The 19406-nt window shown below is 71.5% G+C and carries 14 protein-coding genes and 2 tRNA genes; 5 read left to right on the forward strand and 11 right to left on the reverse strand.

Features of this window, described 5'->3' with window-relative positions; all coding sequences use genetic code 11:
* Positions 1–296 precede the first annotated feature (296 nt).
* Positions 297–2297 (forward strand): tetratricopeptide repeat protein, encoded by a 2001-nt coding sequence (locus AB0I91_RS15205; protein WP_499637198.1) that lies wholly within the window; start codon positions 297–299, stop codon positions 2295–2297.
* Here AB0I91_RS15205 and AB0I91_RS15210 read toward each other — a convergent pair.
* Both AB0I91_RS15210 and AB0I91_RS15215 read right to left on the reverse strand, forming a co-directional pair.
* On the reverse strand, positions 2220–2648 hold the full coding sequence (locus tag AB0I91_RS15210) for a hypothetical protein (RefSeq protein ID WP_499637200.1): 429 nt from the start codon (positions 2646–2648) through the stop codon (positions 2220–2222). The genes AB0I91_RS15205 and AB0I91_RS15210 overlap by 78 nt on opposite strands.
* Positions 2645–3844 (reverse strand): NADPH-dependent FMN reductase family protein, encoded by a 1200-nt coding sequence (locus tag AB0I91_RS15215; RefSeq protein ID WP_498783822.1) that lies wholly within the window; start codon positions 3842–3844, stop codon positions 2645–2647. The genes AB0I91_RS15210 and AB0I91_RS15215 overlap by 4 nt, the downstream gene beginning before the upstream one ends.
* Before the next feature lie 148 nt (positions 3845–3992).
* Between AB0I91_RS15215 and AB0I91_RS15220 the strand changes: the two genes are divergently transcribed.
* The gene (locus tag AB0I91_RS15220) at positions 3993–7016 is read left to right on the forward strand and encodes an ATP-binding protein (protein WP_499637202.1); all 3024 of its coding nucleotides are present in this window, start codon (positions 3993–3995) and stop codon (positions 7014–7016) included.
* A gap of 526 nt (positions 7017–7542) precedes the next feature.
* Here AB0I91_RS15220 and AB0I91_RS15225 read toward each other — a convergent pair.
* Positions 7543–7615, reverse strand: a tRNA-Lys gene (locus tag AB0I91_RS15225).
* A 233-nt stretch (positions 7616–7848) separates the two neighbouring features.
* Here AB0I91_RS15225 and AB0I91_RS15230 point away from each other — a divergent pair.
* Positions 7849–9051 (forward strand): L,D-transpeptidase, encoded by a 1203-nt coding sequence (locus AB0I91_RS15230; protein ID WP_498783818.1) that lies wholly within the window; start codon positions 7849–7851, stop codon positions 9049–9051.
* A 4-nt stretch (positions 9052–9055) separates the two neighbouring features.
* Here AB0I91_RS15230 and AB0I91_RS15235 read toward each other — a convergent pair whose 3' ends face one another.
* The 3 genes from AB0I91_RS15235 to orn all read right to left on the reverse strand — a co-directional run bounded on the left by AB0I91_RS15235 (position 9056) and on the right by orn (position 11495).
* The gene (locus tag AB0I91_RS15235; RefSeq protein ID WP_498783816.1) at positions 9056–10687 is read right to left on the reverse strand and encodes an ABC-F family ATP-binding cassette domain-containing protein; all 1632 of its coding nucleotides are present in this window, start codon (positions 10685–10687) and stop codon (positions 9056–9058) included.
* A 58-nt stretch (positions 10688–10745) separates the two neighbouring features.
* A tRNA-His gene (locus AB0I91_RS15240) sits at positions 10746–10821 on the reverse strand.
* Between the two features lie 62 nt (positions 10822–10883).
* Positions 10884–11495, reverse strand: a complete 612-nt coding sequence (orn, locus tag AB0I91_RS15245; RefSeq protein ID WP_498783814.1) for an oligoribonuclease — start codon at positions 11493–11495, stop codon at positions 10884–10886.
* Between the two features lie 83 nt (positions 11496–11578).
* Here orn and AB0I91_RS15250 point away from each other — a divergent pair, with 83 nt between their 5' ends.
* Positions 11579–13129, forward strand: coding sequence for a helicase HerA-like domain-containing protein (locus AB0I91_RS15250; protein WP_499613668.1), 1551 nt, complete (start codon positions 11579–11581; stop codon positions 13127–13129).
* Here AB0I91_RS15250 and AB0I91_RS15255 read toward each other — a convergent pair.
* Positions 13061–14356: an MFS transporter gene (locus AB0I91_RS15255; protein WP_498783810.1), complete on the reverse strand. Its 1296-nt coding sequence runs from the start codon at positions 14354–14356 to the stop codon at positions 13061–13063. The genes AB0I91_RS15250 and AB0I91_RS15255 overlap by 69 nt on opposite strands.
* A gap of 71 nt (positions 14357–14427) precedes the next feature.
* On the opposite strand from AB0I91_RS15255, the gene AB0I91_RS15260 reads away from it, so the two are divergent.
* Entirely contained in the window at positions 14428–15402 is a 975-nt protein-coding gene (locus AB0I91_RS15260) for a GlxA family transcriptional regulator (protein ID WP_498783808.1), read from the forward strand.
* A 25-nt stretch (positions 15403–15427) separates the two neighbouring features.
* Here the strand turns inward: AB0I91_RS15260 and AB0I91_RS15265 are convergent, their stop codons facing one another.
* From AB0I91_RS15265 to AB0I91_RS15280, 4 genes are all read right to left on the reverse strand, one after another.
* A complete protein-coding gene (locus AB0I91_RS15265) occupies positions 15428–17155 on the reverse strand; it encodes a PH domain-containing protein (protein ID WP_499637205.1) in 1728 nt (575 codons plus the stop codon).
* Positions 17152–17643, reverse strand: a complete 492-nt coding sequence (locus tag AB0I91_RS15270; protein ID WP_499637207.1) for a PH domain-containing protein — start codon at positions 17641–17643, stop codon at positions 17152–17154. Before AB0I91_RS15270 ends, AB0I91_RS15265 begins: the two co-directional genes overlap by 4 nt.
* 63 nt (positions 17644–17706) lie before the next feature.
* Positions 17707–17856 (reverse strand): hypothetical protein, encoded by a 150-nt coding sequence (locus AB0I91_RS15275; protein WP_230565996.1) that lies wholly within the window; start codon positions 17854–17856, stop codon positions 17707–17709.
* Between the two features lie 222 nt (positions 17857–18078).
* On the reverse strand, positions 18079–19404 hold the full coding sequence (locus AB0I91_RS15280) for a LuxR C-terminal-related transcriptional regulator (protein WP_498783801.1): 1326 nt from the start codon (positions 19402–19404) through the stop codon (positions 18079–18081).
* Positions 19405–19406: the final 2 nt, after the last annotated feature.

A 19406-nucleotide genomic window follows, 5' to 3' on the forward strand; every position in this document is an offset into this window, starting at 1 on the left:
GGGTGACCGCGGTCACGATCCCACTGGTCCGAACGGAGAGCGAATTGCCGAAGTAGGGGAATGTGTTCCGTACTGGCATACCGTACGGTCGTGTTGTTGGTCGAATTGACACGCCACGGGGGTAGCGGATGTCGCGATCAGATCAGGGCCCGGACCAGGCGGCCCAGCGGGGTAACACCTTGTCGGGGTCCGTCTCCGGCGGCGCGGTGCAGGCGGCCGTGGTGCACGGGGGGATAGCGTTCCACAATGCACCGTCCACACCGCCGCCGGTGCCGCGGCAATTATTGGGCGCTCCGGTGCATTTCACCGACCGGGCCGCGGAATTGGCCGAGCTGAACGAGGCGCTGGCCGACAACCGGCGCGACGGAATCCGCATGTTCGCGGTCCTGAGCGGTCCCGGCGGGGTGGGCAAGACCGCCCTCGCGCTGCACTGGGCGCACACCGCGCGCGACCGGTTCACCGACGGGCAGCTCTACGTCGACCTCGCCGGGTTCAGCGGATCCGAGCCGGTGTCGCCGGAGGACGCGCTCGGCCTGTTCCTGCGCAGCCTCGGCGTGCCGTCCCGGGAGGTGCCGCTGGAGATCGCCGAGCAGGCCGCTCTCTACCGCTCGATGACCGCGGACAAGAAGCTCCTGGTCCTGCTCGACAACGCCTACTCGGCCGCGCAGGTGCGCCCGCTCGCGCCGAACTCGCCCGCCAGCGCCGTCCTGGTGACCAGCCGCAACCGGTTGACCGGACTGGTGGCCGAGGGCGCACGACTGGTCGACGTCGGTCCGCTCGGCAAGCTGTCGGCGGTCCGGCTGCTGGCGAAGGTGGTGGGCAAACGCCGGATCGACGACGATCCCGAACGGGCCGAGGCGCTGGTCGGCATGTGCGGCGGCCTGCCGATCGCGGTCCGGGTGGCCGCCGCGCGGCTCGCCAGCCGACCCAAGTGGTCCGTGCAGAAGATCGTCACCGAGCTGAGCGACGAGCGCAGCAGGCTGTCGATGCTGTCGGCGCCGGAGCTGTCCGTGCAGACGACCTTCGACCTGTCCTACCGCGCGCTCGGACCGACCGCCGCGGCGCTCTACCGCCGGCTCGCGCTGCACCCCGGTCGCGAGTTCGGCGCCTCGGTGGCGACCTCGGTGCTGGCGCAGGACACCTCGCACGCGTTGTTGGAGGAACTGGTGGACGGCAACCTGGTCGAGTCGGTCGGCGAGAGCCGGTACCGCTTCCACGACCTGCTCCGGCTGCACGCGCGCAACAAGGCCAACTCCGAGGACGACCCGGACGAGCGGGCGCACGCCGTGCGGCGGATGGTCGAGTGGTACCTCGCCGGTGCGATGGCGGCCGACCTCGTCGTCACGCCCCACCGGCGCAGGCAGGCCTACGAGTTCCTGGCGCGGCCCGAGGGCGTGCCGGAGTTCGCGGACCGCGAGTCGGCGCTGGCGTGGCTGGAGGAGGAGCGGCAGAACCTCATCACCTGCGGCCTGGTGGCGGAGGAACGCGGCTGGTGGGCGCTGGCCTGGCAGCTGTCCGACGTGCTCTGGCCCCTGTTCCTGCACCACAAGCACTATCGCGACCGCCTGGAGGTCGACCGGCGCGGCGTGGAGGCGGCACGCCGGTGGGGCAACCGGCTCGCCGAGGCCGACATGCTCAAGCGGCTCGGCCTGGTGTGCACCACGGTGGGCAGGTTCGAGGAGGCCGAGGAGCACTTGCGGGCGTCGGTCGCCGTCGCCGAGGAGATCGACGACCGGCGTGGCGCCGCCGACGCTGAGGAGGCGCTCGCGCTGCTGCACGTGGCCGGTGGCAGGCTCGCCGAGGCGGTCGGGCTGTTCGAGCGGTTGGCCCGGACCAACCGGGACCTGGGCGCGCGGCGGAGCCTCGGCCTCACGCTGATCAACCTCGGCCGGGCGCTGACCGGGCTCGGCCGGGTCGACGAGGCGCAGCGGGCGTTGCTGGAGGCGACGGCGCAGTTCCGCGGCTTGGAGCCACCGGACCCCTACAACCAGGCACGGGTCGTGGTGGCGCAGGCCGCGGCGTACCTGCGTGCCGACGACCTGCCGCTCGCCGACCGGACGGCACGGAGCGCGCTGGACGAGCTGAGCGCGCTCGGCTCCAAACAGGGGATGGCGGAGTCCCACCAACTGCTCGCGGAGTGCGCCGAACGGCAGGGCGACCCCGGGCGGGCCGCAGAGCACTGGAGACAGGCCCTGCGGCTCTACACCGAGATCGGCTCCTCAAAGGCCGACGGCATCGCTCAACGACTGCACGCCCGGGACGACGACGACCCGGAGCCACCCGCACGCGACGGCTGACCGCCGTGCCCGGTGTTCCGCGCACCACACGGGCAGCCCACGCGACCGCAGCGCGCGCAGGTCGAGTCGTGCCACGTGCCACGCGTAGAGCGACTGGGCGGCCGACGCCACGACCGCCTCGACGTCGAGGCAGCGCGCCGCGGTGGCCGCGGGCGCGAGCTCGACCACCTGGCCGAGCTCGGTCCGCACCACCAGCCGATCGGTAGACACGGCGACGGCCATCGCGGCGAACGGGTTGTCGCGCAGCAGCGCGGCGGTGGGATCGTCACCGTCCACACCGGACACCTCGCGCACGACGACGTCGGCCAAGCGGTCCGGCCCGCTCGTCCACCGCACTATCGGTTCGGTCACGGCGTCTCCTCGGGTGGTGTCGGAACCGGCGGCACGGCGCGGTGCCGTCCCGGTTCGGGGAGGTCCAGCAGCTCGTACATGATCTGCCGCAACCGGGCGGAGGCCCGGCCGGGCTCGGAGGTCAGCCGCTCGCGCACGACCTCGCCCAGTTCGGCCGCACGTGCCGCGGCCAGCTCCAGCTGCGGTCGCACGGGCGACCCCGCCTGGAGCCTGGGCGCCAGGTGCCGCAACAGCTCCTGCGCGGACCCGCCGGACGTCGCGACCCGCACCGGCGCGTCGACCAGGACCACCGGCCGGCCGATGGCCGCCGCGTACACGCCGACCGAACCGTGGTCGGCCACGACGTGGTCGGCGGCGATCACCGCGGCCCGCCAGTCCACGTGCGGGCCGACCACCACCAGCCCCGCGTCCCGGCACTCCGCGAGCCACGCGTCCACCTGCCGCCGACCGTGGCCGAACCACGCTCCCGGGTGCACCAGAGCCACCACGCGGAACCCTTGCGGCGTCAGCTCTTCGAGCAGGCTCGGCAGCAGGTCCTCGAACCTGGCGAACAGCGAGTCCAGCCCCCACGTGGAGCTGACCACCACGGCCTGCTGACCCGGCTCGATGCCCAGCGCGGCCCGGTACGCGTCGCGCCGCGGCAGGCTCGCGACCAGGCGGTCGTAGGCCGGGTCGCCGGCCACGACGGCGACGTCGAGCGCCTGCGGGCACTGCCGCCGCAGCACCTCCCGCTCGTCGTCGTGCGCGAGCACCAGCGCGCTCGCCAGCACACGGCCGTTGTGCAGGAGCCGTTGTGCGTCCAACCCGTAGACCACCGGCTCGCCACCGGTGGTGAAGGACTTCCCGTAGCCCGCGCCGTGCGGCATCACCACCAGCGGCGCGTGCAGCTCGTGCAGCCCGCCGTAGGACGCGGCGACGGCCAAGGAGAACTCCTGCCGGACCGCCAGCTCCCACGGCCACACGACGCCCCCGGTGGACCGCAGGAACTCCGCCACCCCGTTGCTGAAGACGTCAGGCGCCTGGGTGAAGACGACCTGCAGCCTCGTGTCCGTCTCGATCAGCTCCACGGCTTCCAGCAGACGTTGCCCGCTGGTGACCGTGTGCACCACGGCGAGCACCGGAAGGCACCCGGCGCGGCTGACCCACTGCGACGCGTCGAGCCCGATCGGCACTCGCGGCCACTCTGGACGTGTCATGCACTCCCCCTCGCGCTCCAACCCTCGGGAGAAGAGTGACGGACCGGTTTGCCGGGAACTTGCAGTCCGCTTGCATCTGCCGATCGCCGTCCGCCAAATAGGCAATTCGGACGAAAATGGGTAAACGAGCCTGCGGAACTTCCTCCCAGTGAAGCACACTGTGCCCAAGGGCAAGTTGGCCAGCGAAAGGGTGGCGCTGGTGGAGTTCAAGATCATCGGCAAGACGCGATTACACATCGACGGGAATGATTGCGATCTCGGGCCGGCCAAGCACCGCGGCGTGCTCACATTGCTCCTGTACTACTTCCCGAGACCGGTCCAAGTGGACACCATCGCGCAGGTGCTCTGGCCGGACAGCGGTCCGGAGCAGGTGAAACGAAACCTGCAGCCGATCGTCAGCAGACTGCGCTCGATTCTGGCCAAATCGGGGACAGGCGCCTCGATACCGAAGGAGGGCATCGCTTATCGGTTGGTGTTGGCGCAGGCGGACCTGATCGACTACCACCGTTTCCGCAAATTGGCGGAGATGTGTCGGGTAGCGGCCTCTCGGGGTGACCACCGCGAAGCCAAGGCATTGCTGCGCGAGGCGCTTTCGCAGTGGAACGGCCGACCGCTCGAAGAGCTCGGCGGGGCGTGGGCGGACCATTGTCGTGACCAGATGGAGACATTCGACCGGATGCCCGCGTTTTACGCGTTGCTGGACAGCCAGCGCCAACTGGGCGAGCACCTGGAGGTGATGGCGGAAGCGGGCAGGCTCACCGCGACCCAGGCCCCGGACGAGGCGTTCGCCGGCCTGTACCTGCGCTCCCTGGACGCCTTGGGCCGCTACTCCACGGCGCTCGACTTCTACGCCGTGTTCTGCCAGCGCCTGTTCGAGCACGTCGGCGCCGAACCCGGGCCGGAGCTGCGGGACCTCTACAAGAGCATCCTGCGCAAGCAGGAGAGCACCGCGGTGTCGGGCACGACGGCGCCGCACCAGCTGCCGCCGCCCGCGCGCAGCTTCACCGGCCGCGACGACCTGCTGGCCAGGCTCGACGCCCTGCTCGGCGAGGGCGACCAGGGCCGGGTCGTCGCGCTGCACGGGATGCCGAGCGTGGGCAAGAGCCAGCTCGCCCTCAAGTGGGCGGCACGGCACCGCGACCGGTTCCCGGACGGCAACCTGTACCTCGAGCTGCGCGGCGCCAGCCCAGGCACGCGGGTCGCGCCCGACGACGTGCTGGCGTTCCTGCTGAGGTCGCTCGGCGCCGAGCGAATACCCGCCACCGGCGGCGAGCGGCAGCTCGAGCTCCGCCGGGTGCTGGGCAACCGCAGGATGCTGGTCCTGCTCGACGACGCGCACGAGAGCGCGCAGGTCAGGCCGGTCCTGGCCGCGACGCCGCAGTGCCTCACGATCATCACGAGCCGGACCAGGCTGATGGGGCTGAAGGTCCTCGACCACGTCGACCTCGTGCCCGTGCCGCCGCTGTCGACGGTGGAGTCGATCACGTTGTTGCGCAACGAGATCGGCCGCGAGCGCTCCGACGCCGACCCCGCGGCGCTGCGGGACCTGGCCGGTCTGGTGGACGGCCTGCCGCTCGGGCTGAGGATCATCGCGCAGCACGTCGCGAACCGGCCGGACACCCCGATCGGCGATCTCGTGGAGGACTTCAAGGGGCAGGAAGGGCTCGGGATCCTCGGATCGGTGCACGACAGCGACGACGAGAGCGCCACGCTGCCGGCGGCGTTCTCCTGGTCGTTCCGCGACCTGCCCGCGGACACCGCGCGGATGTTCCGGCTGCTGGCGCTGAACCCGACGGCCGAGTTCTGCGTCGACGCGGCGGTCGCGCTCCTGGGCGAGCCCTACGACGCGGTCAGCGCGCACCTCAGCACGCTGGTGCGCAGCAACCTGCTGGACTACGGCGCCGTGCCGCGGCGGTTCAGGCTGCACGACACGCTGTACGGCTACGCCCTGCACCTCGTGCGCCGCGACGAGCCCGCGCAGGCGCGCAAGCACGCGATGACGCGGCTGCTGGACTGGTACCTGGCTTCGTCCGGGGTCGCGGCACACTTGTTGGACCCCCAGACCTCGCCGGTGCCGCCACTGCCCGGCATGTCGGCGAAGCCGGTGCCGCTCGCGGACCAGTCGGACGCGTTGCGGTGGCTGACCAGGGAGCGGGCGAACCTGGTCGCCGCGGTGCCGCAAGCCGTGCGCCACGGATTCCACGCGCACGCGTGGCGGCTCTCCGCGAATTTCCACGAGGCCTACGACCGGTCCGGGCATTTCGAGGACGTCCTCATCAGTCACCGGGCGGCGCTCAAATCGTGTGCCGCGCTCGGCGACCTGGAAGCGTTGAGCGGCACGCACAGCAATGTCGGAATGGTGCTGTACCGGTTGTGCAAGTACGCCGAAGCGGAAGAGCACTTCAAAGCCGGATCGGACCTGGCGGAGGCGATCGGCGCGCACGAGATCCAACTCATCTGCTCGCACAACCTGGCCGGAATCCGCCTGGCCCTGGGCGAGGTCGGCGCGGCGATCGAGCTGTACCGGGAAACCTTGGAGGCGACGCGCAGATCCGGCTACCGCGACGGCGAGGCGTACGCCCTGAATGAACTCGCGAACGCGTACCGCAAAGCGGAGCAGGACGACCTCGCGTTGGAGCACTACTACCAGGCGCTCGCCATTCGTCGTTCGATAGGGCACATCAGGGGAGTGGCGACCACCCTCACGGACGTCGGGCGGCTCCACTTCGAGCGGGGCGAGCACGAGGAGGCCCTGCGCCGGCTCCACGAAGCCCTGGCGCTGCACCCGATCGGCGGTGATCGCGCGCGCACGGCCGACGCGCTCGTCACCCTCACCGAGGTGGAGTACGACCTGGGCCGGTTCGGTGAGGCGATCGGCCACGCTGAAGAGGCGGTTTCCACGTGTCACGTCCTAGGGGCACGTGCGGGGCAGGGGCGCGCGCTGCACGTCTGGGGTCACGCGCTCGTGGCCCTCGGGCGGTTGGACGAGGCCGAAGAGCGGTTCCGGCTGGCCGCCGGCGTGCTGCGAGGGGTGCAGGAGGTGGAGGCCGAGGTGGTGACCGAACACCTGGCTGATGTGAAGACCATTCGCAGTGCCATTCCTGAGCCTCGTGGGTCGGCGCCCGACTTCACCGGGACCCCCGCCCGGGAGATCACTGAGCGTAAGAACTGACAGGAAAGGACATCACCTGATCCAGTGAATGTTGAGTGAGACAACAAAATAGTTATGCATCAATGGTGTCGCCGCTCTTCTCTGACGGGTGGGTGACACCCGGACGAGGACCACCCCCGTGTGAACGGACCACTGGGGCGGGTGATCTACTGCGCCCGTGCGTACCCACGTGTCCCGCGCAATGCGGAAGATTGCTGCCCCGCTCATCGGTTCACTCGCCGTCGTCGCATTCGTGCTCGGCGGCCCGACGGCAACGGCCGCCGAAGCCGACCTGGGCGGCTCGGCGTGCGTTGTGCAATGGCCCGGCCGCATCGGATGACGACCGCGCAGCGGTGTCGCGACTCGAACGAGGAGCTCTGATGGAACCCGACATAGGTAGAGCCGGCAGTACCGGTGGTGGAACCTCCGAGGCGCCGACCTGAGGACGTGGGTGGGAAGAACGAGTTCCCACCCACTCCTTCGTGGCGTTCATCGCCGGGAAAGACAACAAGAGGGCCACCGGAATGGTGACCCTCTCGCTGTGTTGTGCGCCGCCAGGGACTCGAACCCCGAACCCGCTGATTAAGAGTCAGCTGCTCTGCCAGTTGAGCTAGCGGCGCTCGGACTCTCTTGCTCCGTCCGACGTGAAGAACATTAGCACAGCGTCCGACCGGGCTCCCAATCGCCTGGTCAGGGTGGGTGTGTCGCCCTGATGCAGGGGGAACTTCGCCTTGGTAACGATCCAGCATCTCGGGCAACATCGTCAACCCTCCAGGCGTCACCTTGTCAGGGGCGCCGACAGACTCCTGTTGCGGACTGTCACGGCGTTCTGGGGACGAAGCGGAGGACGGGGATGTACCGCAAGCGGGGGGCGCGCCGAGCGCTGGGGATCGTCGCGATCGGGCTGGTCGCGACGTTGGTCACGAGTTGTTCTTCCGGCTCGGCCGCGACGGGGGACGCGGGCGGCGAATCAACCACCACCACTACGTCGTCGACACCGCCGCCCAAGCCCGTGTCGTTGACCACGGGCCCCGCGGACGCGGCGGTCGACGTGCAGCCCGGCGTGCCGGTCGTCGCCACCGCCACCGACGGCAAGATCACGTCGGTCGCGCTGACCAACCCGGAGGGCAAGGCCGTGGCCGGCCAGGTGAGCCCCGACGGTCTGCAGTGGACCAACACCGAGCCGCTCGGCTACCAGAAGACCTACACGCTGGCCGTGACGGGCGAGGGCGCGGACGGCAAGCCGGTCACCAAGACCTCCACCTTCACCACCGTCAAGCCGCGCACGCTGACCTACCTGTCGGTCAACCCGCAGGACGGCACGACGGTCGGCGTCGGCCAGCCGCTCGCGTTCTACTTCGACGAGCCGATCGCGGACAAGGCCGCCGCCGAGGCGATGATCTCGATCACCACGGTGCCGCGCGTCGAGGGCGCCTTCTACTGGTTCGACGAGAAGACGGCGCACTGGCGGCCGCAGAACTACTGGACGCCCGGCACCAAGATCACGATCAACGCCAAGATCTACGGCAAGCACGTGGGCAACGGCGTGTACGGCGAAGAAGACCGTGTGATCAACACCACTATCGGCGACGCCGTCGTGCACGAGGCGGACGGTCAGACGCACCAGGTCGTGACCAAGGTCAACGGCCAGGTCGTGCGCACCATGCCGACCTCCATGGGCGACGCGCAGAACCCGACCCCCACGGGGACCTACGTGCTGATGGAGAAGCACGCCCACATGGTGATGGACTCCCGCACCTACGGCCTGTCGCTGGAGGCGGGCGGCTACGTCACCCCGGTCGACTGGGCCTACCGGATGTCCAACTCCGGCATCTTCTTCCACAGCGCGCCGTGGTCCATCGGCGACCAGGGCCACCGCAACGTCAGCCACGGCTGCCTGAACCTCTCGCCCGAGAACGCCAAGTGGGTGTTCGACAACTCCAAGCAGGGCGACGTCGTGATCGTCACCAACTCGGGCGGCCCGGTGCTGGAGTCGTGGGACGGCTTCGGCGACTGGCAGATCCCGTGGGACCAGTGGGTCAAGGGCAACCGCTAGGGCTCTACAGCTCGGTGACGCGACCCGCCGCCACGGCCAGGCGGCGGGTCGTGCGCACCGCGTCCAGCATCCGGCGGTCGTGGGTGACCAGCAGCAAGGTGCCCTGGTAGGAGTCCAGCGCGGACTCCAGCTGCTCGATCGCGGGCAGGTCGAGGTGGTTCGTCGGCTCGTCCAGCACGAGCAGGTTGACCCCGCGCGCCTGGAGCAGGGCCAACGCGGCACGGGTGCGCTCACCGGGCGACAGCGACGCCGCCGTCCGCAGCACGTGCGCCGCCTTGAGCCCGAACTTCGCCAGCAACGTGCGCACGTCGGCGGGCGGCACGTCCGGCACGGCCGCGCCGAACGCGTCCAGCAACGGCTCGTCGCCCAGGAACAAACCACGCGCCTGGTCGATCTCGCCGACCACCACGCCCGAGCCGAGGGACGCCGAACCCGAGGTCAACGGGACGCGGCCCAGCAGCGCCGCCAGCAACGTCGACTTGCCCGAGCCGTTGGCCCCGGTGATGGCGACCCGGTCCGCCCAGTCCACCTGCAGGTCCACCGGCCCCAGCGTGAACGACCCGCGGGTCACCACCGCCGCCCGCAGCACCGACACCACCGAACCGGACCGGGGCGCGGCGGCGATCTCCATCCGCAGCTCCCACTCCTTGCGCGGCTCCTCGACCACGTCCAGGCGTTCGATCAGGCGCTCGGTCTGCCGCGCCTTCGAAGCCTGCTTCTCGGTCGCCTCGGTGCGGAACTTGCGCCCGATCTTGTCGTTGTCGGGCGCCTTGCGGCGGGCGTTCTTCACGCCCTTCTCCATCCACGCCCGCTGCGCCCGGGCGCGCTCCTCCAGCGACGACCGCGTGGACGCGTACTCCTCGTACTCCTCACGCGCGTGCCTGCGGGCGATCTCCCGCTCCTCCAGGTACGACTCGTAGCCGCCGCCGTAGGAGCGCACCTGCTGCTGCGCCAGGTCCAGCTCCACGACCCGCGTCACCGTGCGGGCCAGGAACTCGCGGTCGTGCGACACCACCACGACCCCCGCCCGCAGCCCCGTCACGAACCGCTCCAGCCGGGCCAGTCCGTCCAGGTCGAGGTCGTTGGTCGGCTCGTCGAGCAGGAACACGTCGTACCTGCTCAGCAGCAACGACGCCATGCTCGCCCGGGCCGCCTGACCACCCGACAGGGCGGTCATCGGCAGGTCGAGCGAGACGTCGAGCCCCAGGTCGGCGGCCACCTCCAGCGACCGCTCCTCCAGGTCCGCGCCACCGAGCGCGAGCCACCGCTCCAACGCGTCGGAGTAGCCGTCGTCACCCGAACCCGACGACAACGCCTCGGTCGCCCGGTCCAGCTCGACCTGCGCCGCCGCCACGCCCGTGCGGCGGGCCAGGAAGTCCCGCACGGTCTCGTCGGCACGCCGGTCCGGTTCCTGCGGCAGGTGGCCGACGGTCGCGGTGGTCGGTGAGAGGCGGATCACACCCTGCTCGGCGGGCAGCAGGCCGGCCAACGTCCGCAGCAACGTCGACTTGCCCGCGCCGTTGGCGCCGACCAGGCCGATCACGTCACCGGGTGCGACGACCAGGTCAAGGCCTTCGAACAGCACGCGGTCGCCGTGCCCGGCGGCCAGGTCCTTCGCGACGAGTGTGGCGCTCACGACAACTCCAGGGCAAAAGAAGACGCCCCCCGACTCGGGCGTCGAGGGGCGTTCCGCTTGGGGTGAGTGACGGGACTTGAACCCGCGACACCTGGGATCACAACCCAGTGCTCTGCCAGCTGAGCTACACCCACCAAGACCGGTTGACCCGGCGCGTGAAGCATACAGTGCCCTACCGCCGGGTCTGAAATCGACCCTATTCCGGACCGTCGGCGGCGAGCAGTTCGGCGGCCACGGCCTGCGCCTGCTCCGAGGACGGGCCCGGCTGCGGCACGAACGCCGTCCGCCGGTAGTACGCCAGCTCGCGGATCGACTCCTTGATGTCGGCCAGCGCGCGGTGCGCCAGGCCCTTGCCCGGCTGCGCGTAGTAGATGCGCGGGTACCACCGCCGGCACAGCTCCTTGATCGACGACACGTCGACCATGCGGTAGTGCAGGTGCGCGTCGAGCTCGGGCATGTCACGGGCGATGAACCCGCGGTCGGTGGCGATCGAGTTGCCCGCCAGGGGAGCGGTGCGCGGGTCCGGCACCCACTCCTTGATGTAGGCCAGCACCTGCGCCTCGGCGTCGGCGAGCGTCACGGTCGACCGCCGCACCTCCTCGGTGAGCCCCGACTTGGCGTGCATCTGCATGACGACGTCCGGCATCGAGTCGAGCGCGGTGTCGTCGGCGTGGATCACCACGTCGACACCCTCGCCGAGCACGTTCAGCTCCGCGTCGGTCACCAGCGCCGCGATCTCGATCAAGGCGTCCTTGCCCAGGTCGAGGCCTGTCATCTCGCAGTCGATCCACACCAAGCGATCCATCACCCGCGCGAGCCTAGTCGCCCGGTCCCGCCGGCCCCGCGTCGCTTCGGGTGGCGGCCCCTACCAATCTCATTACGCTCAGGGCGATGACGGCCCAGAGCGACATCGCTGCCGGTTACGCCTCCGAAGGCGCGGCCATCGAACTCGGTGCGGTCCTCGTGGACGGCACGGTGGAGCCGACCGCGCGCGTGCGGCTCCCGCTGGCCACGCTGAACCGGCACGGGCTGGTCGCGGGCGCGACCGGCACCGGCAAGACGAAGACGTTGCAGCTGATCGCGGAGCAGCTGTCGGCGGCGGGCGTGCCGGTGGTGATGGCGGACGTGAAGGGCGACCTGTCGGGGTTGTCACGTCCGGGCGAGGGCGGCGAGCGGGTCACCGAGCGTGCCACCCAGACGGGTGACGACTGGCAGCCGCAGGCGTGCCCGGTGCAGTTCCTGTCGCTCGGCACGGGTGGGGCGGCGGTGCCGGTGCGGGCGACCGTCACCAGCTTCGGGCCGATCCTGCTGTCGAAGGTGCTCGGGCTCAACGACACCCAGGAGTCCACGCTCGGGCTGATCTTCCACTGGGCCGACTCGCGCGGGCTGCCGCTGCTGGACATCAAGGACCTGCGGTCGGTGATCGGGCACCTCACGTCCGACGAGGGCAAGGCGGACCTGAAGGGCCTCGGCGGGGTGTCGTCGGCGACGGCGGGTGTGATCCTGCGCTCGCTGGTGAACCTGGAGGCGCAGGGCGGCGACACGTTCTTCGGCGAGCCGGAGCTCGACCCGCGCGACCTGATGCGGCTGGTCGACGGCCGCGGTGTGGTGTCGCTGCTGGAGCTGGCGGAGTTGCAGGCCAGGCCCGCGCTGTTCTCGACGTTCCTGATGTGGCTGTTGGCGGAGCTGTTCGAGGTGCTGCCCGAGGAGGGCGACCTGGACAAGCCGAAGCTGGTGTTCTTCTTCGACGAGGCGCACCTGGTGTTCGCCGACGCGTCCAAGGCGTTCCTGGAGCGGATCACGCAGACGGTGAAGCTGATCCGGTCCAAGGGCGTGGGCGTGTTCTTCTGCACGCAGCTGCCGACCGACGTGCCGAACGCGGTGCTGTCGCAGTTGGGCGCACGGGTGCAGCACGCGTTGCGGGCGTTCACGCCGGAGGACCAGGCGGCGCTGGCGAAGACGGTGAAGACGTACCCGACGACGCCGCACTACGAGCTGGACGAGGCGTTGACGTCGTTGGGGATCGGCGAGGCCGTGGTGACCGTGCTGAGCGAGAAGGGCGCGCCGACGCCGGTCGCGTGGACGAGGCTGCGGGCGCCGCGGTCCTTGATGGACACGATCGGGTCGGACGCGATCACGCAGGCCGCGGAGACGTCCGAGCTGCACGCCAAGTACGCCGAGACCGTCGACCGCGAGTCGGCGTACGAGAAGCTGGCGGCGAAGGTGGCGCCCCCGCCCGCGCCGGAGGAGGCGGCACCCCCTCCCGCGCGGGAGGAGGCGCCGCCCCGGGAGCCCGAACGCCGGGCCGAGCGCGAGGAGCCGGGCGTGGTGTCGCAGGTGCTCGGCAACTCGGCGGTGAAGTCGTTCCTCCGGTCAGCCGCGAGCGCGCTGGGCCGTGAGATCACCCGTGGCCTCTTCGGGACCTCCCGCAAGCGCCGGTGAGCGCTTGACCTTCATCGACAGGAACGCGGCGCCGATGCTGAGCAGGCCGGCCACGTACCAGGCCGGCGCGTAGTCGCCGAAGTGGTCGCGGGTGAGGCCGGCGGCGGTGGCGGCGATCGCCGCGCCGATCTGGTGCGAGGCGAAGACCCAGCCGAAGACCACCGGGGCGGACAGGCCGAACACCTGCCGGCACAGCGCCACCGTCGGCGGGACGGTGGCGACCCAGTCCAGGCCGTAGAAGATGATGAACACGAGCATCGACGGGTGCACCGAGTCGTGGAACAGCTGCGGTAGAACGAGCAGCGACGCGCCGCGCAGCGCGTAGTACACGGCGAGCAGGACCCGTGAGTCGACGCGGTCGGTGAGCCAGCCCGACAGGACCGTGCCGACGATGTCGAAGATCCCCACCAGGGCGAGCAGGCCCGCGGCGGTGGTGGTGGGCATGCCGTGGTCGTGCGCGGCGGGGATGAAGTGGGTGCCGACCAGGCCGTTCGTGGTCGCGCCGCAGATCGCGAAGCCCGCCGCCAGGAACCAGAACGGTCCGGTGCGCGCGGCGCTCCTCAGCGCGCCGAGGGCACGGCGGGCCGCACCGCCCGTCGACGGCGGGACGGGCACGATCTCGTCGCCGCCGTAGGGCGGCACACCCACGTCGGCGGGGTGGTCGCGCAGGAACAGCAGCGCCAGCGGCACCACCGCGAGGGCCGCGACCGACACCACGACGGACGCGCTGCGCCACCCGGAGGACTCCGACAACGCCGCCACCACCGGCAGGAACACCAGCTGCCCCGTCGCGCCGCCGGCGGTCAGGATGCCGGTGACCAGGCCGCGGTGCTTGACGAACCAGCGGCCGGTGATGGTCGCCACGAACGCCAGCGCCATCGAACCGGTGCCCAGGCCCACCAGCACGCCCCAGAACAGCACCAGCTGCCAGGCCGTGGTCATGAACACGGTCAGCCCGCTGCCCACCGCGACCAGCGTCAACGCCGAGGCCACGACCTTGCGCACGCCGAGCCGTTCCATCAGGGCGGCGGCGAACGGCGCGGTCAGCCCGAACAGCATGAGGTTGACCGACACGGCGAAGCCGATCGTGGCCGTGGACCAGCCGAACTCGCGTTGCAGCGGTTCGATCAACGCGCCCGGGGTGGCCCGGAACGCCGCGGCGCCGACGAGCGCGATGAAGGCGACGCCGGCGACCACCCATGCCCAGTTCTGCCTGCTGCGAATCACGTGAGGAAGCCTCACCGATGGCCCCGGTTCCGAAAAGTGGCTGGATGGCCATCATGTGCAAAAATCCGGCCATGAAGAGCCGTCACCTGGTCGCCGTGCTCGCGCTGGACGAGGTGGTGACGTTCGACCTCGGCACGCCGACGCAGGTCCTCAACGCCGCCCGCGACGAGCAGGAACGGCGTTACTACCGGGTGCGGGTCTGCACGCCGGGCGGACGTCCGGTGCGCAGCGCGGCCGGGTTCGCCATCACCCCCGACCACGGCCTGGAGCTGATGGCGGAGGCGGACACGGTGATCGTGGCCGGTGTGCACTACGGGGCGCAGGTGCTGGCGGACGGCACGGTCGAGCCGGCGGTGCGCGACGCCCTGCTCGCGGCGGCGGAGCGGGGCGCGCGGGTGATGTCGATCTGCACGGGCGCGTTCGTGCTGGCCGCGGTCGGCCTGCTGGACGGGCGCAGGGCCACCACGCACTGGGCGCACGCGGACAACTTCCGCCGCCTGTTCCCGGCCGTCGACCTCGACCCGGACGTGCTGTTCGTGGACTCCGGCGACGTGCTGACCTCGGCCGGCGTCGCCGCGGGCGTCGACCTGTGCCTGCACGTCGTGCGGCACGACCACGGCAGCGAGGTGGCGAACATGGCCGCCCGGCGGTGCGTCGTGCCGCCGTGGCGGCCGGGCGGGCAGTCGCAGTTCATCGTCCGCCCGATCCCGGACCAGGCCGACACGTCCACCGCGCAGGCCCGCGCGTGGGCCGTGGCGCACCTGCACGAGCCGCTGGACCTGCGCGCGCTGGCCGCGCAGGCCCGGATGAGCGTCCGCACGTTCACCCGCCGGTTCCGCGAGGAGACCGGCGTGAGCCCCGGCAAGTGGATCACGCAGCAGCGCGTCGAACGGGCACGGCACCTGCTGGAGACCACGGACCTGGCCATCGACCGGGTGGCCCGGCACGCGGGCTTCGGCACGGGCGCGGCGCTGCGGCAGCAGATGAGCGCGGCGCTCGGCGTGTCGCCCAGCGCCTACCGCACCACGTTCCGCTCAGCGGGCTAGCGCCTCCGCTGCCGGCACACCCCGCTCACCGCTCCAGGAACGGGCGCAGCAGGCCCGGCACGGCCTCGTCGGCGAGCGCCAGGCCGTCGGCCTCGCCCACGTCGACCACGTGGTACGCGCCGTCGCCCGCCGCGGTGGTGGCGGTGATCGTGACCAGGCCCGCGCGGCGTTGGAAGAACGAGCGCGAGATGCGCCAGCCGATGATGCCGGTGCGTTGCAGCGCAACGGTTTCGCGGACCGCCGAGCCGGCGCGGGCGAGGAGGTGGCGGTCGGTCAGGGCGTGGCCGAGCGAGCGGTAGCGGTCCCAGCCCAGGGCGGCGGAGAACGGCACCAGCGCCAGCACCACCTGCCACGTCCAGCTCGGCGCGAACCACGCCAGGACGGCCGCCGGCACGAGCAGCGGCACGACGGCGCGCACCATCCGGCGGCGCAGGGCCGCGATCGGGTGCCGGCGCAACGGCGTCCGCGTAGGCGACGCCCCGGCCCGGTCAGCGGTGGTGACCGGGTCATTGGTGCCGTCCCGGTCACCGGTGCCGGCCTGTTCGGCAGTGCCGGCGTGTTCGGCAGTGCCGGCGTGTTCGGCAGTGCCGGCGTGTTCGGCAGTGGCGGTCCAGTCAGTGGTGGCGGCCCGTTCGGCAGTGCCAGGCTGTCCAGTGGTGGCGGCCCAGTCAGCAGTGCCGGCCCGGTCGGTGGTGGCGGCCCAGTCGGCGCTGTCGGTCGTCGACCGCAGCACCTCCGCGGACACGCGGTGGGCCTCGGCGACCGGCGCGGGCGGCAGCAGCAGGTTGCTCTCGCCCTTGCGGCCCAGGCCGGTCGTCACGGTCTTGGCGTGCGCACCCCGCCCGGCGCGCAGCAGCAGCGGTTCGACCAGCTCGACGCCGCGAAGTCGTTGCTCCGCAACGGAAACCGAACGGGTGGTGAGCAGGCCGCGGCGCACGCGGACCGTGTCGTCCGGCTCACGGGTCAGCCGGTAGCCCCAGAACTGCACCACGTACACCAGCACCGAGCCGAACGTGGCCACCAGCAGCACGACCGCGGCGAACACCGCGACGGTCAGCCCGAGCGGCTGCGCCACGACCCAGTGCGCGGCCTCGCTCATCGGCTCGAACACCTCGATGTCCAGCTCCCGCGCGAAGTTCATCCCGAACCCGAACAGCGCGCCCGCCGCCACCAGGCCCGACAACGTCAACGGCGCGTACCGCAGCCACCGGTTGTCCCATTCGGACAGCACGACGCCCGGCCGCTCCTCCTCCGCGACGGCAGGGGTTTCCGCCTTGGCGATGGTGAGCAGCAGCACGCGCAGCCGTTCCGCCTCGGCCGACGACACCGCGTCCAACGTCAGGCCGTCCTCGCCGGGCTGGTCGCGCTGCCCGGTGCCGACCCGGATCGCGGACAGCCCGAACAGCCGGTGCCCGAGCTTGGCGGTCAGGTCGACCGTTCGGATCCGGTCGCGCGGCACCGCCAAGCGCTTGCGCACGAGCAGCCCGGTGTGCATCTCGACCTGCTCGGTGGTGATCCGGTAGCGCGTGGTGATCCAGCGCAGCAGGCCGAACAGCACGATCGCGACGATCACGCCGACGCTGAGGAGGATCCGCCACGTCTCGCCCTTGCCGAGCACGATGAGGCCGACGAACAGCGGCACCAGGCCGAGCAGCTCGTTCAGCGGTCGCACGACGAGCATCCGCACGTCCAGCCGGTGCCAGTCCACCACCGGCTCGGCGTACTCGGGCGCGGCGGGCAGGTCCGTGCTCACGTGGCGTCACCCGGCGTGGCCTGCGTGGTCGTGGTCAGCTCGTCGGCCAACCGCACCGCGTCGTCGTGGTCGAGGCCCTCGATGAGCACGGGCCCGGCGGCCGAGGCGGTGGTCACGGTGACCGTGGACAGCCCGAGGAGCTGTTGCAGGGGACCGCGCTTGGTGTCCACGGTCTGGATGCGCGAGACCGGCGCGATGCGCCACTCCTGGTTCAGCCAGCCGGCCAGCGTGTACACCGCGTCCGGGGTGGCCTCCCAGCGGTGCACCCGGTACCGCCACCGCGGCATGACCAGGGTGTGCGCGGTGCCGAGCACGAGGGTCGCGACCGCGGCGGTCACCTGCCACGGCGAGGCGGCGAAGATCAGCGCGACCAGTTGCGGCACGAGCAGCACCGCCCAGCCGATCAGCGCGTGCAGGGTCCAGAGGGTGATCGACTTGCGGCTCACCTGGTGCCGCGGCGCACGCAGGCGCAACACTTCGTTGCTCACGCCGTCCACTGTGCCTCAAGGCCGAGCCCGCGTGCGCGCGAACCCGGCCTCGGGACCGATCAGCTACGGCTGCGGTGCGTAGGGCGCCTGGAACACCCTGGCCGTGGCGCTCTCGCCCTGGACGGCCACGGCGGCGGGCACACCCACGACGACCGCGAGACCGGCGCAGACGGCGAGCGCAGCCATGATCTTGTGCAGGGAGTGCACAACCATCGTCGAACTCCGTTCGATCGTAGCGGCTTGTCGGCAGGGGGGAGCCGGACCAGATCCGCGGACAACGCCCGGAAGCGTCCAAGCGGAGCATGGCACAGGGGGGTCCTCACGGTCATCACCCACTTCTGCCCCTGCCCACTAGGCAATACCCACGGGACGGCGGCCCCGATCGTCGGGGACATCCCACCATTACGGGTAACGAGCCGGAAACCCGGAGGTGACTCAGTCGAGCAGCGGTCGTGCCCGGGTCTCCTCGTCCAGGTCCACCCACCAGACCGCCGCGCCCGCCCGGTCGCGCACGCCGATCGTCCGGTAGATCCGCTGGAGGTGGTTCTGCACGGTCTTCGGCGACAACGACAGCTCGGCCGCGATCGCCGCGGTGCTCTCACCGGCGGCCACGCGCCGCAGCACCTCGATGCCCCGCTTGGTCAGCCCGGAACCCAGCGCCCGCGCGATCCGCCGGTGGTCCTGCTCGGCGGTGGCCGAGCTGCGCAGCGGGTCCGGCGCCGCCCGCTGCTCCCGTCGCAGCCCGAACGTGCGCTCGGCCAGCTGGTCGACCAGCCTGGCGGACAGGTCGTGCTCCCGCATCCGCAGCAGGTCCCGGCCTTCCTGGAGCTCCCACAGCCGGTACTGCTCCAGCTGGGACCTGGCGTGCCGCAGCGCGGAGTCGAGCTTCCCGGCCCGCTCGTGGGCCACGCTCAGCGCGCCGTGCGCCCGCACCGCGACCTCCCGCGCCAGCACGCCCATCGCCAGTTCCGCCGCACGGGTCAGCAGCCGCACCTGGTCGTCGTGCCGCTCCCGCACCCCGCTGATCCGGGCCCGGGCCATCAGCAGCTCGGCCCGCAGCACGGGCCGGTCCTGCCCGGCGAGCAGCCGGTCGGCCCGCTGGCACGAGCGCAGCGCCCGGTCCACGTCGCCCAGGTCCAGCCGCACGTGCGTGAGCAGCAGGTTCAGCCGGGCCATCCGCAACGGCTGGTCGAGGTGCTTCCACCGGTCGCGGGCCTGCGCGCACAACGCCTCCGCGCGCCGCAGCTTGCGCGTGCACGGCTCGCCGTCCGGGCTGCACCGGCTCGCCGCCGTGCGCACCATGCAGTGCTCGTGGTACTGCGTGCGCAGGACGCCGGCCTGCTCGTACAGGATCGAGCCGATCAGCTCGACGTCCTTGGTCAGCTCGGCCAGGCCGAGGGCGCGCGCCAGCGAGTGCAGCGACCGCTCCCGCGAGTCCAGCCGCAGCTCGACCACGGCCTGCGAGAAGCTGCACCACGCCTGGAGCCCGACGTGCCGGTTGGCCGCCGCGATCGCCTGCACCCGGTCGATGGTGTCCAGCGCGCCCGGCAGCAGCCCGCGCTTGCCGAGCGCCACGGACTGGGCCAGCACGCTGTGCGCCACGCCTTCGGCGTCGTCCAGCCACGAGAACGCGGCCACCGCCTTCTCGGCGGCCTCCAGCGCGTCGCCGGGGCGGCCCTCGTCCAACGCCATCCGCGCCTCGCGCAGGTTGGACACCGCGGCCTCGCGCGGGTCGGCCGCCCGCTGGACGGGAATCGTCATCA

Origin of the sequence: Actinosynnema sp. NPDC049800 (genome assembly GCF_040656635.1) — a bacterium.
Classification (GTDB): Bacteria; Actinomycetota; Actinomycetes; order Mycobacteriales; family Pseudonocardiaceae; genus Actinosynnema.

Bases quoted from the DNA above. Each gene is read 5' to 3' on its own strand.
- AB0I91_RS15280 (WP_498783801.1), bottom strand. From the start codon at position 19,404: ATGACGATTCCCGTCCAGCGGGCGGCCGACCCGCGCGAGGCCGCGGTG.
- AB0I91_RS15250 (WP_499613668.1), top strand. From the start codon at position 11,579: ATGACGGCCCAGAGCGACATCGCTGCCGGTTACGCCTCCGAAGGCGCG.
- AB0I91_RS15260 (WP_498783808.1), top strand. From the start codon at position 14,428: ATGAAGAGCCGTCACCTGGTCGCCGTGCTCGCGCTGGACGAGGTGGTG.
- AB0I91_RS15215 (WP_498783822.1), bottom strand. From the start codon at position 3,844: ATGACACGTCCAGAGTGGCCGCGAGTGCCGATCGGGCTCGACGCGTCG.
- AB0I91_RS15275 (WP_230565996.1), bottom strand. From the start codon at position 17,856: ATGGTTGTGCACTCCCTGCACAAGATCATGGCTGCGCTCGCCGTCTGC.
- AB0I91_RS15230 (WP_498783818.1), top strand. From the start codon at position 7,849: ATGTACCGCAAGCGGGGGGCGCGCCGAGCGCTGGGGATCGTCGCGATC.